Annotated in this window: 17 protein-coding genes and 2 pseudogenes; 17 read left to right on the forward strand and 2 right to left on the reverse strand. The window is 56.2% G+C overall.

Annotation, left to right across the window (positions count from 1 at the left end; translation table 11 throughout):
* The 14 genes and pseudogenes from CV944_RS07610 to CV944_RS07675 all read left to right on the forward strand — a co-directional run.
* A pseudogene (locus CV944_RS07610) lies at positions 1-426 on the forward strand (hypothetical protein); the annotation flags it as partial.
* Positions 427-849: 423 nt separating this feature from the next.
* Positions 850-1489: pseudogene (locus CV944_RS07620) on the forward strand (isoprenylcysteine carboxyl methyltransferase family protein).
* Between the two features lie 149 nt (positions 1490-1638).
* Positions 1639-5388 (forward strand): dynamin family protein, encoded by a 3750-nt coding sequence (locus CV944_RS07625; RefSeq protein WP_100659753.1) that lies wholly within the window; start codon positions 1639-1641, stop codon positions 5386-5388.
* A complete protein-coding gene (locus tag CV944_RS07630; RefSeq protein ID WP_033009225.1) occupies positions 5385-5573 on the forward strand; it encodes a hypothetical protein in 189 nt (62 codons plus the stop codon). The genes CV944_RS07625 and CV944_RS07630 overlap by 4 nt, the downstream gene beginning before the upstream one ends.
* Complete coding sequence (locus tag CV944_RS07635; protein WP_100659754.1) at positions 5570-5836, forward strand: YpbS family protein; 267 nt, start codon at positions 5570-5572, stop codon at positions 5834-5836. The genes CV944_RS07630 and CV944_RS07635 overlap by 4 nt, the downstream gene beginning before the upstream one ends.
* An 89-nt stretch (positions 5837-5925) precedes the next feature.
* Complete coding sequence (locus CV944_RS07640; protein WP_033009220.1) at positions 5926-6774, forward strand: sulfurtransferase; 849 nt, start codon at positions 5926-5928, stop codon at positions 6772-6774.
* Between the two features lie 81 nt (positions 6775-6855).
* Positions 6856-7005, forward strand: coding sequence for a hypothetical protein (locus CV944_RS17430; RefSeq protein ID WP_015374731.1), 150 nt, complete (start codon positions 6856-6858; stop codon positions 7003-7005).
* Between the two features lie 138 nt (positions 7006-7143).
* Positions 7144-7671, forward strand: a complete 528-nt coding sequence (locus CV944_RS07645) for a TlpA family protein disulfide reductase (protein WP_100659755.1) — start codon at positions 7144-7146, stop codon at positions 7669-7671.
* Between the two features lie 123 nt (positions 7672-7794).
* Entirely contained in the window at positions 7795-7926 is a 132-nt protein-coding gene (locus CV944_RS07650; RefSeq protein WP_011231055.1) for an FbpB family small basic protein, read from the forward strand.
* Positions 7927-7981: 55 nt separating this feature from the next.
* Complete coding sequence (locus tag CV944_RS07655; RefSeq protein WP_011231056.1) at positions 7982-8125, forward strand: acid-soluble spore protein N; 144 nt, start codon at positions 7982-7984, stop codon at positions 8123-8125.
* A gap of 30 nt (positions 8126-8155) precedes the next feature.
* On the forward strand, positions 8156-8386 hold the full coding sequence (gene tlp, locus CV944_RS07660) for a small acid-soluble spore protein Tlp (RefSeq protein WP_100659756.1): 231 nt from the start codon (positions 8156-8158) through the stop codon (positions 8384-8386).
* A gap of 112 nt (positions 8387-8498) precedes the next feature.
* Positions 8499-8915, forward strand: a complete 417-nt coding sequence (locus CV944_RS07665) for an acyl-CoA thioesterase (protein ID WP_033009217.1) — start codon at positions 8499-8501, stop codon at positions 8913-8915.
* Between the two features lie 14 nt (positions 8916-8929).
* Positions 8930-9247: a hypothetical protein gene (locus tag CV944_RS07670; protein WP_033009216.1), complete on the forward strand. Its 318-nt coding sequence runs from the start codon at positions 8930-8932 to the stop codon at positions 9245-9247.
* Positions 9244-9651 (forward strand): hotdog fold thioesterase, encoded by a 408-nt coding sequence (locus CV944_RS07675; protein ID WP_033009215.1) that lies wholly within the window; start codon positions 9244-9246, stop codon positions 9649-9651. Before CV944_RS07670 ends, CV944_RS07675 begins: the two co-directional genes overlap by 4 nt.
* 25 nt (positions 9652-9676) lie before the next feature.
* On the opposite strand, the gene CV944_RS07680 is transcribed toward CV944_RS07675, so the two are convergent.
* Positions 9677-9967 carry a HesB/YadR/YfhF family protein gene (locus tag CV944_RS07680; protein ID WP_033009213.1) on the reverse strand — a complete coding sequence of 97 codons (291 nt, stop codon included), beginning with the start codon at positions 9965-9967 and terminating at the stop codon, positions 9677-9679.
* A 182-nt stretch (positions 9968-10149) separates the two neighbouring features.
* Here CV944_RS07680 and CV944_RS17435 point away from each other — a divergent pair, with 182 nt between their 5' ends.
* Together CV944_RS17435 and CV944_RS07685 are read left to right on the forward strand one after the other, a co-directional pair.
* Positions 10150-10296: a hypothetical protein gene (locus CV944_RS17435; protein ID WP_167438907.1), complete on the forward strand. Its 147-nt coding sequence runs from the start codon at positions 10150-10152 to the stop codon at positions 10294-10296.
* A gap of 310 nt (positions 10297-10606) precedes the next feature.
* Entirely contained in the window at positions 10607-11545 is a 939-nt protein-coding gene (locus CV944_RS07685; RefSeq protein WP_033009211.1) for a magnesium transporter CorA family protein, read from the forward strand.
* Between the two features lie 23 nt (positions 11546-11568).
* On the opposite strand, the gene CV944_RS07690 is transcribed toward CV944_RS07685, so the two are convergent.
* A complete protein-coding gene (locus CV944_RS07690) occupies positions 11569-12165 on the reverse strand; it encodes a DUF502 domain-containing protein (protein ID WP_033009208.1) in 597 nt (198 codons plus the stop codon).
* A 237-nt stretch (positions 12166-12402) separates the two neighbouring features.
* On the opposite strand from CV944_RS07690, the gene CV944_RS07695 reads away from it, so the two are divergent.
* Positions 12403-13842: an NAD(P)/FAD-dependent oxidoreductase gene (locus CV944_RS07695; RefSeq protein ID WP_033009207.1), complete on the forward strand. Its 1440-nt coding sequence runs from the start codon at positions 12403-12405 to the stop codon at positions 13840-13842.
* Positions 13843-13847: the final 5 nt, after the last annotated feature.

Below are 13847 nucleotides of genomic sequence, written 5' to 3' on the forward strand. Positions count from 1 at the left end.
ACCATCGAGCGGACGATGGCAACGAAAGAGGATGTCGCAACGCTGGATGAGCGCATCGGGACCATCGAGCGGACGATGGCAACGAAAGAGGATGTCGCARCGCTGGATGGGCGCATCGGGCAACTCGAAGAGACCGTGGCGGCTAACAGAGACGACATTGCGGCGCTCGACAGCCGGATTGGGCGCATGGAACAAACGATGGCGACAAAGGAAGACGTTGCCGAATTGCCGTTTATTCGCCAAGCTGTCGTGGAAACGTTAGAAACGCTCCGTGAAATTCCGGCAATGAAACAAACCCTCACAGAAACGCAACAAAAAGTCAATGAAGTCATTGCCGGACAAGCCCGGCAAGAGCTCGTGCTTCAATCCCTCGCCTTGCACTTGCTTGAGCATGAAAGCGAAATCCGCGCACTCAAAGCGAAGTAACCAACAAACATCTCGATGTACATCCTCGCTTATAACCGCTTTCCTGGAAAAAACAGGCCGGCTTTGTCCGCGCCTGTTTTTGCATGCCACAACCAAAGGATCCATCAGCTGTTCTTGAAAAAATGGGTGCACCCATGCACTTTCCGCTGTATACTGACCGGCCTGTTGCGCATCCTAATAGAAAAAGAGGAACAGACCGAGGTGTTTGTATGCCGGTTCTTTTATCCGTCGGCACAGCCACGATGCCGTATACGGCCGCCCAAGACGAGGTGAAGCAGCATGTTTCCAGCCTGTTTTCCGGGCGAATGGCGCGCGTCGAGCGGCTTTTGCAAGCGTTTGACAACAGCGGCATCCGCACGCGCCCGGGTACGGCCTGCTTGTCGCCCTTGGCCCGGGCTTTAGCGCGGAGATGGTGCTGCTTCAATGGAGGGAAGGGTGATGCGGTTTGCGTTTATGTTTTGGGCTGTCGTCTTGATGCGCCTAGTGGAGCTCCGCCTCGCGAAACGGAACGAACGGTATGTAAAAGCGCTCGGAGCCCAAGAATTTGGCCGCCGCCATTATCCTTGGATCTTGTTGATGCATGTATCGTTTCTCGTCTCGCTCGTTCTCGAGGCGTTGCGAAAAGGCGCGCGTCCCTCTCGGGGTTGGCCGCTTTTGTTCCCGCTTTTTTTAGCGGTGCAAGGGCTGCGGGTGTGGACGATTTTGTCGCTCGGCCGCTTTTGGAATACGAAAATTTTGATTGTGCCCAACCGCCCTGTTGTAAAAAAAGGGCCGTATCGATGGATCCGCCACCCGAACTATGCCGTTGTCGCGTTGGAGATTGCGTTGCTGCCGCTGTTGTTTCAAGCGCATATGACCGCTCTTTTGTTTTCGCTCCTAAAACGCTCTCATGTTGTCCGTCCGCATCTCGACAGAAGAGAGGGCGTTGGCTGCGCTCACCGATTACCGTGAGGCCTTTTGGTTGCGGCCGCGCTTCGTGCCGCCGCTGCGGGGAGAACGGGCGTGCGTTTCCGGCAGTGCGCAAGCAAAACAAAGACAGCCGGCTGTGAAACGGTCCCATTGACGCCAATGGCTCGCCGGCTGTGGGCCGGGGAAAAACATTCATCCCGCTGAACGAACCGGCGGGATTTTTTTGTTTTCCTATTGGGAAACGGGGCGAAATACAGTAAAATGAATGTAAATGACATTGACGGAAACAAAGGGGTTTTGGTCATGGGGAATATTGTGATCGAGCGGCCGCCATTGCGGCCGTGGCTGGCGAAAATGATGAATATGCACGACCGGCTTCAGCAAGCCGGCGACAACGAAAATGCCGATAAAGTGAAGCAGCTGATCGAAAAAACGGCAGCCGGCGAGCTGGTCATCGCCTTTTGCGGCCATTTTTCCGCCGGAAAATCAAGTTTGATCAACGCGTTGCTCGGCGAGCCGCTGCTGCCGTCGAGTCCGATTCCGACGAGTGCCAATCTTGTGAAAGTGAAAGCCGGTCCGGACTGCGTGCGCGTCTTTTATCATGATGATCCGCCGGTTGAATATGAGCCGCCGTACGATCCGGAGCTGATCCGCGCCCAATGCCGGGACGGGGAGACGATTGAGTGGATCGAAATCAGCCGCGAAACGGGCGCCATCCCCCCGGGAGTAGCCATCTTGGACACGCCGGGCATCGATTCGACCGATGACGCCCACCGGCTGGCCACCGAGTCGGCGCTTCATTTGGCGGACGTCGTCTTTTATGTCATGGATTACAACCATGTACAGGCGGAGCTAAACTTTCAATTTACGAAACAATTAACAGATGAAGGAAAAATCGTGTATTTAGTGGTGAACCAAATCGACAAACATCGCGAGGACGAACTGCCGTTTGCGGCGTTTCGCGCTTCGGCGGCCGAGGCGTTCCGGCGTTGGGGGGTCGAAGCGGCCCGCTTGTTTTTCCTATCATTAAAAGACCCAGCCCATCCAGAGAATGAGTGGCAGGAGTTGACGGCTTGTTTGCGCCGCTTGGTTGCTGACAAAGACGAATGGCTTCTTCGCGGCGCAGAAGCGGGATTGAGGCGGATTGCCGCCCGCCATCTTGAACAGCTTCGCGCGCGGCATGAGCTGCTTGAGCAGGAGTTTAAAGCGCGCCTCGAGGCGCTTGGCGGGGCTGGCAGTGAAGCCGAGGCCATGCAGGAGCTCGGGCGCTTGGAAGCTGAGCTTGCTGATTGGCAAACGGCGCGGGCGCGGGCGGAGGAAGCGTTTCGCGCTGAGCTTGACCGCGTGCTGCAAAATGCCTATTTAATGCCGTTTGAGACGAGGGAGCGGGCGGAAGCGTACTTGCAGGCGATGCAGCCGAATTTCAAAGTGGGCCTGCTGTTTGCAAAGACCAAAACGGAGCAAGAACGCGAGCGGCGGCTTGAGGCGTTTTACGAAAGCGTCAAAGCGCAGGCGGCGGCGCAAATCGAGTGGCATGTCCGCCAGCTTCTTCTCCGGTTCGGGAACGAGTGGCACGCCGACGGCGCCTGGCTCGGCCAGTGCCAGCAATGGACGGCGGATTGGGATCAGACGCTGCTTTCAAGCCTTGTCAGGCAGGGGGCGGAAGCAAGCGGTGCGGCGCTATTAAACTATACGGATGAGGTGGCGATGGCGCTGAAAAAACGATACCGCGACGCGGCGCTCGCCTTGTTTGCCGGGCTCGCGGCGCAAATTGCCGAGCGGGCGGCTGCTCAAGCGAAAGCGCTAGAAGGCCGGCTTTCGGCAGCACGCGAAAAAGCGGAGCTCATCGCCCGCCTTGCCGGCTTGAAAGCGGAAGAGGAGGAGCGCCAACGCGCGCTCGAGCGGTTGATTGCCGCTTCGGGCGATGAGGTTGTGCTCGATGAAGAGCGCCTCGCTGCGCTGACGGCGCCGCCTCATTTCCAGAAAGTGCGCCATGCGCAAGCGGCAGAGCGGCCAGCAACAACGGAACCGGCTGTGAATCATCCCGCCGCCCAAGAGCAAGCGCTCAGTCGGGAAGCGGTGGAAGGAGCGGCAGAAGAGAGCGCGGACGGGCGGCGCGCTTTGGCGGCGAGTGGAAAGCAACGGAGCGATGAGGCGGCTGATCGGCTCGAGGAGGCGGCCGCCTGGCTCGAGCGGACCGATTTGTTGCGCCGGTTCGTCGGCCCGTTGCGCGACAAGGCGCGCCGGCTTCGCGAGCGGGCCTTTACGGTCGCGTTGTTCGGCGCCTTCAGCGCCGGCAAATCGTCGCTGGCCAACGCCTTGCTTGGGGAGCCGCTTTTGCCGTCTTCGCCGAACCCGACGACGGCCGCCATCAGCAAAATCGCTCCGCCCGACCGGGAGCATCCGCACGGAACGGCGGTTGTCAAAGTGAAGGACGAGGCGCAAATATGGGCTGATGTGCAAGCCTCGCTTCGCCAGTTCGGCTGCGAGGCGAAGTCGTGGGATGAAGCGCTCCGCCATTGCGCCCGCCTTGCCGAATCCGGGGCTGAGCGTCCGGCGCAAAAGCCGCATCTCGCCTTTTTGGCGGCTGCCGCCGCCGGATATGAGCGGATGAAAAACCGGTTCGGGACGAGGCTGTCGATCGGATTTGCGGAGCTTGAGGCATATGTCGCCGATGAGGCGGTGTCGTGTTTCCTTGATGAAGTCGTGTTGTATGCCGATTGCCCGCTCACCCGCCAAGGGGTGACGCTTGTCGATACGCCGGGCGTCGATTCATTAAACGCCCGCCATACCGGGGTGGCGTTCCATTATATGAAGCACGCCGATGCGCTGCTGTTTGTCACGTATTACAACCACGCGTTCTCGAAGGCAGACCGGGAGTTTTTGCTGCAGCTCGGGCGCGTCAAAGATGCGTTTTCGCTTGATAAAATGTTTTTCATCATCAATGCGGCTGATTTGGCCCAGTCGAAAGAGGAGCTTGATGCGGTCGTTTCCTATATGAATGGCGAACTCGCTCGCTTTGGCATCCGCTTCCCGCGCCTTTATGCGCTCTCAAGCCGCCTGGCGCTGGCGGAAAAAACGGGGACGAACCCCGGGCCGTGCGGCACCTTGACAGACTCCGGCCTGCCCGCCTTTGAAGCGGACTTTTTCCGCTTTTTGACAGAAGAGCTTGCGGAGGTGGCCGTCCAAAGCGCTTATGCCGAGCTTGGGCGGGCGCGGCAGGCGGCGGCGGAATACGCGCGGGCGGCCGGGCAGAGCGAGGCGGAAAAAGCGGCGAAACGCCAATCGCTTGAAGCGGCGCGTGCACAGATGCACGCCGTGCTCGCCGCCGCCGGCGACGCCTACGGCCGCCAGGCGCTCAGCCAAGAAGCCGACGAGCTTTTGTATTACGTGAAACAGCGCGTCTTCTTCCGCTTGAACGATACGTTCAAAGAGGCGTTCAATCCGGCGGTGCTCCGCGACGACCAAGGCCCGGCGCGTCGGGCGCTCGAGCGTTGCCTCGACGAACTGCTCGCATCGGTCGGCTTTGATTTGGCGCAAGAGCTGCGGGCGACGAGCCTGCGCATCGAATCGTTTTTGCACAAGCGGCTCGCCGAACAGTTTCATCGCCTTTGCGGCGAGCTCCGCCGGTTTGACGAAGCGCTCGCGCTCACGCCGCCGGAGGCGTTCGCCTTCTCGGCGCCGGAGTTTGTCGACGCTCTTGGCGATGTCGACCGGGCGCGGTTTCACAAGGCGCTTTCGTTATATAAAAACGCGAAGTCGTTTTTTGAACGTGATGAAAAACGGCGGATGAAGGAAGAAATCGAAGCGGCGCTCGCCGAACCGGTCGGCCGCTATTTAGCCGAACAAAAAGAGCGGCTGCTTGATGCGTACGCCGGGCAATACGAGGCGGCGATTGCTGCGCTGTCGGCCGCGCTCGCCGATCAAGTCGACAGCTATATGGACGGCTTAATGGCGGCGCTTGCGGAGGCGGCCGACCATGAGGCGCTCAGTCGGATTGAAGCGGCGCTTGGCCGCCTTTTGCCGGAAGAGGGCAAGGGGGCGCGCCGATGAGCCGGTTTCACGCCTGTGCGACATGCGTTCATTACGGCATTGAAAAACGGGACGGCAGGCTGTATACGTATTGCCGCCGGCTCGGCTATGAGACGAAGCCAAACTATCGGTTCAACTGCTGGACGCCAAAACCGAACGTCCGGCGTTTGATGGAAAAAGAAGAAGGAAAGGAAGAATCCCATTGAGCGAAGTACATCACGCCATCACCGCCCATGTCAACAAACAGCACGCCATCTTAAAGCGGTTTGCCGCCCTTGAGCTCGAGCGCGAGCGGCGCATCGATGAGGCGGTTGAACGGTGCCGCCGCGGCGAGCCGTTTACGGTCGAGGCGATCAATGAAGTGACGAAACCAATGAACGAGCTGGCCGCCGGCGGCCTCGTGCCGGCGCGCCGCTATGTAACGCCAGAGATGGTGCGCGACTACGTGCGCCGGCTTGAAGAGAAGTAACGCACACAGCCAAAGCGTTGGCATTGGCTGCCCGGCTGCCGGCCTGTAAGCAGGCCGGGCTGATGAAAACGAAAGAGGGGGGAGAAACAATGGCGTCTCTCGTTTCCCACGAATGGCTGTTGGCGCATTTGTCCGATGAAACCATCCGCATTGTTGATTGCCGGTTTTGGCTTGGCGATCCGGCTAAAGGGGCGTCTCTTTACCGGGAAGACCATATTCCCGGAGCGGTGTATATGGACTTAGAGCGCGACTTGTCGGGCCCGGTCGGAGAGCACGGAGGCCGCCATCCGCTTCCATCAGCCGCCCAAGCGGCGGACGTGTTTAGCCGGGCCGGCATTGACGACACGACGACGGTCATCGCCTACGATGACCAAGACGGGGCCATGGCCGCGCGCTGTTGGTGGCTGCTCCGGTATTTCGGCCATGCGCGCGCATACGTGTTGGATGGCAACTACAGCGAATGGAAACGAAAAGGAAATCCGGTGACGCGCGCCATTTCAGCTGTGCCGCCGCGGCGGTTTCAGCCGCGTCCGGACCGATCATGGCTCGCGACGGTCGAGGATGTGCGAGCCGCCGTTCGCGACCGTGCAGCGGTGCTCATTGATTCCCGCGAGTGGAAGCGGTATGCCGGGTTGGAGGAGCCGATCGACCGCCGGGCCGGCCGCATTCCCGGGGCGGTGCACCGATTTTGGAAAGACGGGGTGACGGAAGGCGGCTACTGGAAAAGCGCGGCTGAACAAGCGGACCGGTTCGCCGGCCTTGACCGCGAAGCCTCCATTATCGTCTATTGCGGCTCCGGCGTCACCGCTTGTCCAAACGTGCTCGCCCTAAAAGAAGCCGGCTACCGCAACGTCCGACTGTATGTCGGCAGCTTCAGCGACTGGATTTCCTATCCCGATCATCCGGTTGAAACGGACCACCCGTCCTCGGACGCCTAGTTTCGAAATTGTTTCGCGCATCGTTTTTCTCCGGCAGCGCATACTATGTGTGAACCGTTGAAACAAAAAGGAGGCGAGTGCATGGGACGGACCAAACTTGGCAACGCCAACGCCCAACGGAACAACAACGCCAAAAAGAAAAACGGCTTCAATGAATGGACGAGCGAGTTTGCTTCGTACGCCGAGGTGGAAGCCGAGAAACTGAAAAACGACCATAAAAACATCCGTTAATGACGAGGGCTCGTCCCTCGTTTTTTCGTCCTTAGACGTCAACGTTGGCAAACACAAACGTATGTGCTATAATGATGGACAGAGCGGCGGAGGGCGCTGGATGGAAGAAAGGGCGCCGGCCGGCAGGGAGGGAAATGCGTGCGGAAATGGTTCGTCGTCCTATTGTTTTTGGCCGTTGCCGGCTATGGTCTTTGGAATGCGATGGCTGCCGGGAACGAACAGGAAACAGACGAAATAGAAAGCGGCCCGGGCATCGGCCAGACGGCCCCTGATTTGACGCTGCCGACGCTTGGCGGCAAAGCCGTCCGGCTGTCTGATTTGCGCGGCAAAGCGGTTGTCCTCAACTTTTGGACGTCGTGGTGTCCGCCGTGCAAAAAGGAAATGCCGGAGCTTGAGGCGTTTTACAAGCAGTACGGCCGCGAAGTCATGTTGCTTGCCGTCCATTTGACGACGCAAGATACGCTCGATAATGCGGAGCGATTTGCGAAAGACAAAAAACTGACGTTGCCCGTCGCCTTGGATGTGCGCGGCGAGGCGCTTCACCGATACCGAATCCAGACGATTCCGACGACGTATATCATCGACCCAAACGGCGTCATCCGGCAAAAAATCATCGGCCCGGTGACCGCCGCGCAACTCGAAAAGAAGACAGCGCTCTTTCGTTGACCGAACAGTTTTGACGGAAGGCGCTTTTTTTCATGGTTCATTATTTTTCGAAAAGTTGTCATAATTTTTATCTTTTTTGGGCATGAATAAGATTACAATATAAATGAGGGGAGGTTGATAGCGATGAGACGATCCCGCAAAATGACTCTCCAAGAATTGATCAGCGAGAACAAACGGCAATTGTTGAACGACCGGGAAGCGCTCGAGAAAATCGAGAAAAAGCTGGAAGAGCGGATGCTCAAGAAAGCAGAATAACCCATGCATAGCGGTCCTCCGGGCGGACAGACTAGATGGCGAGGAGGCGAAGATGATGAGCAATCCGAAAGGAAGCCGCAAACATTTTGTTCCCAACCATATCGGAACACAGCCTCGCGCCGCTGGAGGAAACAAAGGCAAACAAATGCAAGATCAATCCGGCCAGCATGCTCAAGTCATCCAAACGAAGGGTGAGTAGCTGGAAAATCTTGTAAAGGAGGAAGCCTATATGCCGCGTCCGAAACCGGATGACCGCAGCGACAATGTTGAGAAGCTGCAAGAGATGGTGCAAAACACCATTGAAAATATTGAAAAAGCCGAAGAAACGATGCAGTTTGCTTCCCCGGAAGAGCGGGAGAAAATTCGCGAGAAAAACCGCCGCCGCGAAGAAGCGATCACGGCCATGCGCGCGGAAATTAAAGACGAAGCCGCTGCACGGGAGCACGGCTACCAATCATGACAAAGCTGCCCCGATGCGGGCGGCTTTGTTTTTTGGGTTGCCGCTTGAGCGGCCGGACGGACAAATGGTAACATAAAGGAGAAGCCCGGCAAAAAATGGAGGGAGAACGAACATGAAAGTGGCAGAAAAACAAATTGAAGTGCGTTATGCGGAAACAGACCAAATGGGCGTCGTCTACCACGCGAACTATTTAGTTTGGATGGAAGTCGGGCGTACGGAATTGATCAAACAGCTTGGCTTTCATTATGCCGACATGGAGAAAGAAGGCATCATTTCGCCTGTTGTCGATTTGCAAGTGTCGTACAAAAAGCCGCTTCGTTATGGGGAAACGGCGACCGTCCGCACATGGATTGACGCTTACGACGGCATCCGCGTCACGTACGGCTACGAAATTGTTGCCCCGGACGGCGAGGTGGCCGTGACCGGCAAATCGCAGCACGTTTGCGTCAAGCGCGATACGTTTCGGCCGATCGTCATCCGCAAATATTTTCCCGAGTGGCATGAAGCGTATGAGCGGGCGAAACGATAAAGGGGAGCGGTGCGATGGCGTTTGGCATTCGCCGGCAGGAGCTTGCGGCATGGAAAGAAAAAGTGAAGCGCGGCGAAATCGCCTTTTTGACCCATTATTGGCATGATGAACGGTTTCCGCACTGCACGACGGTGACGAAAGTCGGCTGCGCCGATGTCGAAAAACTTGCCGCCTGGGGGAGGCAATACGGGCTGAAGGAAGAGTGGATGGACCGGCGCAACGAGTTTCCGCATTTCGATTTGCTTGGGGAGACGCAGGTGCGCATTTTGCGGCAAGAAGGCCGGCTTCATGAGCTGGAACGATTCACGAAACGGGGGAAGAAGGAGTCATGATCGATTTGGCTGCTGTAAAAGAAATGGCGAAACATACGTTAATCGAGACGCTCGGCATCGATATCATCGAGCTTGGCGAAGGGCGCGTCGTGGCGACGATGCCGGTCGACCATCGCACGCATCAGCCGGCCGGGCTGTTGCACGGCGGAGCGTCGGTTGCCTTGGCTGAGACGGTGGCGAGCATCGGGTCGTACGTGCTGGTTGATTCGAAGACGGAACAAGTCGTCGGCCTGGAAATTAACGCCAACCATGTCCGCCCCGTCCGCAGCGGGACGGTGACAGCGACGGGAACGGTGCTGCACCGCGGCCGGACAACGATGGTTTGGGATGTGCGCATCACCGATGAACAAGGGCGGCTTGTTTCCATTTCCCGCTGCACGATCGCCATTATTCGAAAAAGCTAGCGTCACGGCTAGCTTTTTTCGCTGGTTAATGGAGCAAAAACACCGGTTCGCCGCTTTTTTCGTCCAAATCAACCGTCAAATCGCGGCCGTCAAAATACCATTGGTCGCTGTCTTCGACAAAAAACGTCACGCCGTCAACCGTTGTCTGCGCCGCTGGCTCTCCTGCCGGCTCGTCTTTCGCCATGCCGAGCGAAAACCCTTTTTGCACGGTGCTGCATCCCCCGTAGCGGGCGAAAAAGCGGATCGCATCGCCTGGCTTCAGCCCGAGCTCCCGCTTGTACCAATCAAACGCTTTTTTGGTAATGATGATGTTCATGGCTTCCCCTCCTCACTTGTATATTATAAGCGAATGGAAAACAGCCGGTAAAATGATTGTGTGAACATTGGCTGACAATTTCAGGACAAAGCGTTTCCACAAAGTGGCGTCGTCCTCCTCCGGAGCAGCTTGAGTAAAATGGCGGCTGGCGGCAAACAGTAAAGGCAAAGGGGGTGAGGACGGTGGGCAAAAAACGGATGTTCCCGCTCAGCTACGAATCGGATGGCGTGATGGGAAAAACGGGCAAACCACAACCGCACCGTTCGGACCGCCGGCAAACAGACAAACAATCGCCTGACTTTTTCAACACGACGCCGTCAAGCGAATAACGGGCCGCGGCAGGCAATGGTTGAACATGGCGCCGCTTTCTTGAATAAAGTAGCCAGTAGGCTGCTTTTTTTCATGGCAACTACTATACAAACAGGCCGGTCCGCGTTATCATTACTTGAGGGACATCTTTTTCGAAAGGAGTGGCGTTTTCGTATATGAGTAGTTCGAGCCCGAACGAACCGGAACCGGAATATAGCGGGGAACGCGGCCTGTTCCTTTTTCCGCCCGCTGCTCATTATACGAAAACGGGCTCCGGACGGAAAGGAAGAGGCGCCGCCTTCCTCGCATGAAAAGGAGGAAGGATGCCAGATGATGAAAATGTATTTGTCCGATGCGAGCGGCAAAATGCGCGAAATTGACCGGATCGAAAACGGCTGCTGGATCAATCTCGTCGCTCCGACCGAGGACGAAATTCGCTACATCGCCCACCATTTGGACATTCCGATCGATTCGATCAAAGACGCGTTGGATGATGAGGAGCGGTCGCGCGTCGAAAAGGAAGACAACCATGTGCTCATTATCGTCGACATTCCGATTGTCGCCCATGATGAAGTGGACGGCCCGATTTACGAGACGATTCCGATCGGCATGATCATTACGAACACGTGTTTTATTACGGTTTGTTTGCAGGAGAATCCGATTTTTGAAGAATTCTCCAAAAACAAAATCAAAAACTTTTACACGTTTATGAAGACGCGGTTTGCGTTGCAAATGCTGTACATGATTTCCACGTATTATTTGCGCTACTTGAAGCAAATCAACCGGCGGACGAGCGAAATTGAAAAAGAGCTGCACCAGTCGATGAAAAACAAAGAGCTGTTTTCGCTCCTTAGCATGGAAAAAAGCTTAGTCTACTTTATGACGTCGCTCAAGGCGAACAACATCGTCATGGAGCGGCTTATGCGCCTCAACTATTTGCGCATGTACGAAGATGACCAAGATTTGCTGCAAGACGTCATTATTGAAAACAAGCAGGCGATTGAAATGGCTGAAGTATACAGCAGCATTTTAAGCGGCATGATGGATGCGTTCGCTTCGGTCATCTCGAACAACTTAAACATTGTGATGAAGTTTTTGACCGCCATTACGATCGTCATTTCGCTGCCGACGATGGTGGCGAGCTTCTACGGTATGAACGTACCGATTCCGTACCAACACTCTCCGTACGCCTTTTTGATCGCGATGGCGCTCGCCGGTTCACTGTCAGCGGCGACGGCGTACATCTTTTGGAAAAAGCGATACTTTTGACGGCCGGCGGAACAACGGCTGCCCTATTGTTCGGGCAGCCGTTTTTGCGTTCTTGCCGCCACTCCGCCGGAGAGGATAAACTTCATCGCCTCTTCCGGCGCCATGTCGATGACTTCAACTTGTTCTTTTGGAACGAGGAGCGTCAGCCCCGCAACTTGAAACGTCTGCGGAACATAGACGGCCACATAATCGGCCAGCGGATCGTGCCAGGCGCCGACGTCATCCATCGTAATGAAGCCGAGGCATTTCCAGCCGCTTTCCGGCAGCGTGACGAGCACGACTTTGGAAAACGACCGTTTTTCCCCGATCAAAGAGGCGATCGTATCTTTGGCGACCGAATAAACGGTTTTCATGAAGGGAATGCTTTCAAGCAACCGGTCGATCAGTCGAATGAGGCGGCCGCTCACGTATTGCGTCGACAGCCAGCCGCAGACCGTGATGAGCGCAACCGTTGCGAGCAAACCAAGGCCGGGGACGTAGCGGCCGTCCAGGTGCGGGCGGACGTATTGACCGAGCAATCCGTCCAAAACGGTGAATACTTTGTAGCACACATAGACCGCTACGAAAATCGGCACGATCGTCAACATGCCGTTTAGGAAATTTTTGGCCAAAAAGCGCATCCGTTTGCTCCCCTTTCCTTCATTCTCTTTGGCGCGGAGCTCCCCACTTCGATCGACGGAAACAAGCGGGAAGCTGCTCCTTTCCTACCATACCAGTTTTTCTTTTTGCCGACAACGCTTTTAAAATCTCGAACATTTATAAGTGCAAACGGTAAAAAAGTTCGTATTTTACCTTGACGAACCGCCTCGTATTCCGTATACTTTCCAAGTGGAATACGAAAAGTGGGGGATGGCGCAATGAACAACCATTACGATGTCATCGTGGTCGGCGCCGGGCCGGCTGGCATTTTCACCTGTTACGAACTGACGCTGAAACTGCCTGGAGCGAACGTGCTTTTGATTGATAAAGGGCATGATATATACCGGCGCAACTGTCCGATTTTGCAGAAAAAAATTGAGAAATGCCCGCCGCCGGCCGGCAAAAAAGACTATGCCGGCTGCGTGCCGGCCTGTTCGATTACGAACGGGTTCGGCGGGGCCGGAGCGTACTCGGATGGCAAATTCAACATCACGAGCGAATTCGGCGGTTGGATGACCGATTATTTGCCTGCCTCAACCGTGCTTGACCTCATCCGTTATGTGGATGAGATCAACTTAAAACATGGGGCGACGACATCGATCACCGACCCGATGACCGACAAAGTGAAAGAGATTGAGCGGCGCGCGTATGCCGCCGGGCTGAAGCTGCTGCGCGCCTATGTCCGCCATTTGGGCACGGAGCAAAACTTAGAAATTTTAAAAAGCATTTTTGAGTATTTGCGCGAGCGGATTGCGATGCGCTTTCAGACGGAAGTGGACGATATTTTGACGGAGCGGACGGAAAGCGGCCATGTTGTCAAAGGAGTAGTGCTGAAAAACGGCGAAACGCTGACGGCGGAAAAAGTCGTCATCGCCCCGGGGCGCGACGGCTCGGTTTGGCTGAGCAAAGTGCTGCGCAAACGCCGCTTGCGGATGATCAACAACCAAGTGGACATTGGGGTGCGCGTCGAGACATCGAACATCGTCATGCAGGAAATCAACGAACATTTGTATGAGGGGAAGTTTATTTTCAATACGTCGGTCGGGACGCAAGTGCGGACGTTTTGCAGCAATCCGTCCGGACATGTTGTCGTCGAAAACCATTCCGGCATTATGCTCGCCAACGGACACGCCTACAAAGACCCGAAACTTGGCAGCAACAACACGAACTTTGCCCTTCTTGTTTCACATAAGTTTTCCGATCCGTTTGACAAGCCGAACGAATACGCCCATGAAATTTCCCGGCTGGCGAACGCCTTGTCCAACGGCGGCATCATCGTGCAAAAATATGGCGACATTTTAAAAGGACGGCGATCGACGGAAAAGCGGATCAAAGAAGGGTTCATCGAACCGACGCTAAAAGAAGCGGTGCCGGGCGATTTAGGCCTCGTTTTGCCGTACAACACGATGAAAAGCTTGATCGAAATGACGGAGGCGCTCAACCACGTCACTCCGGGGCTTGCCTCTGAGCATACGCTCTTTTATGGGGTGGAAGCGAAGTTTTATTCGGCGCGTCCGAAACTGAACGACCGCTTTGAAACCGAAATCGCCGGGCTGTATGTCGGCGGCGACGGCGCCGGCATTACGCGCGGCCTTGCGCAGGCGAGCGCCTGCGGCGTCTGGATCGCCCGCGACATCGTCGAGAAATTGACGCATTAGGTGAG

Origin of the sequence: Geobacillus sp. WSUCF-018B, assembly GCF_002809985.1 — a bacterium.
GTDB lineage: Bacteria > Bacillota > Bacilli > Bacillales > Anoxybacillaceae > Geobacillus > Geobacillus thermophilus.

Bases quoted from the DNA above. Each gene is read 5' to 3' on its own strand.
- CV944_RS07690 (WP_033009208.1), bottom strand. From the start codon at position 12,165: ATGCGCTTTTTGGCCAAAAATTTCCTAAACGGCATGTTGACGATCGTG.
- CV944_RS17430 (WP_015374731.1), top strand. From the start codon at position 6,856: ATGGGACGGACCAAACTTGGCAACGCCAACGCCCAACGGAACAACAAC.
- CV944_RS07625 (WP_100659753.1), top strand. From the start codon at position 1,639: ATGGGGAATATTGTGATCGAGCGGCCGCCATTGCGGCCGTGGCTGGCG.
- CV944_RS07640 (WP_033009220.1), top strand. From the start codon at position 5,926: ATGGCGTCTCTCGTTTCCCACGAATGGCTGTTGGCGCATTTGTCCGAT.
- CV944_RS07695 (WP_033009207.1), top strand. From the start codon at position 12,403: ATGAACAACCATTACGATGTCATCGTGGTCGGCGCCGGGCCGGCTGGC.
- CV944_RS07630 (WP_033009225.1), top strand. From the start codon at position 5,385: ATGAGCCGGTTTCACGCCTGTGCGACATGCGTTCATTACGGCATTGAA.
- CV944_RS07685 (WP_033009211.1), top strand. From the start codon at position 10,607: ATGATGAAAATGTATTTGTCCGATGCGAGCGGCAAAATGCGCGAAATT.
- CV944_RS07655 (WP_011231056.1), top strand. From the start codon at position 7,982: ATGAGCAATCCGAAAGGAAGCCGCAAACATTTTGTTCCCAACCATATC.
- CV944_RS07680 (WP_033009213.1), bottom strand. From the start codon at position 9,967: ATGAACATCATCATTACCAAAAAAGCGTTTGATTGGTACAAGCGGGAG.
- CV944_RS07670 (WP_033009216.1), top strand. From the start codon at position 8,930: ATGGCGTTTGGCATTCGCCGGCAGGAGCTTGCGGCATGGAAAGAAAAA.
- CV944_RS07675 (WP_033009215.1), top strand. From the start codon at position 9,244: ATGATCGATTTGGCTGCTGTAAAAGAAATGGCGAAACATACGTTAATC.
- CV944_RS07650 (WP_011231055.1), top strand. From the start codon at position 7,795: ATGAGACGATCCCGCAAAATGACTCTCCAAGAATTGATCAGCGAGAAC.
- tlp (WP_100659756.1), top strand. From the start codon at position 8,156: ATGCCGCGTCCGAAACCGGATGACCGCAGCGACAATGTTGAGAAGCTG.
- CV944_RS07665 (WP_033009217.1), top strand. From the start codon at position 8,499: ATGAAAGTGGCAGAAAAACAAATTGAAGTGCGTTATGCGGAAACAGAC.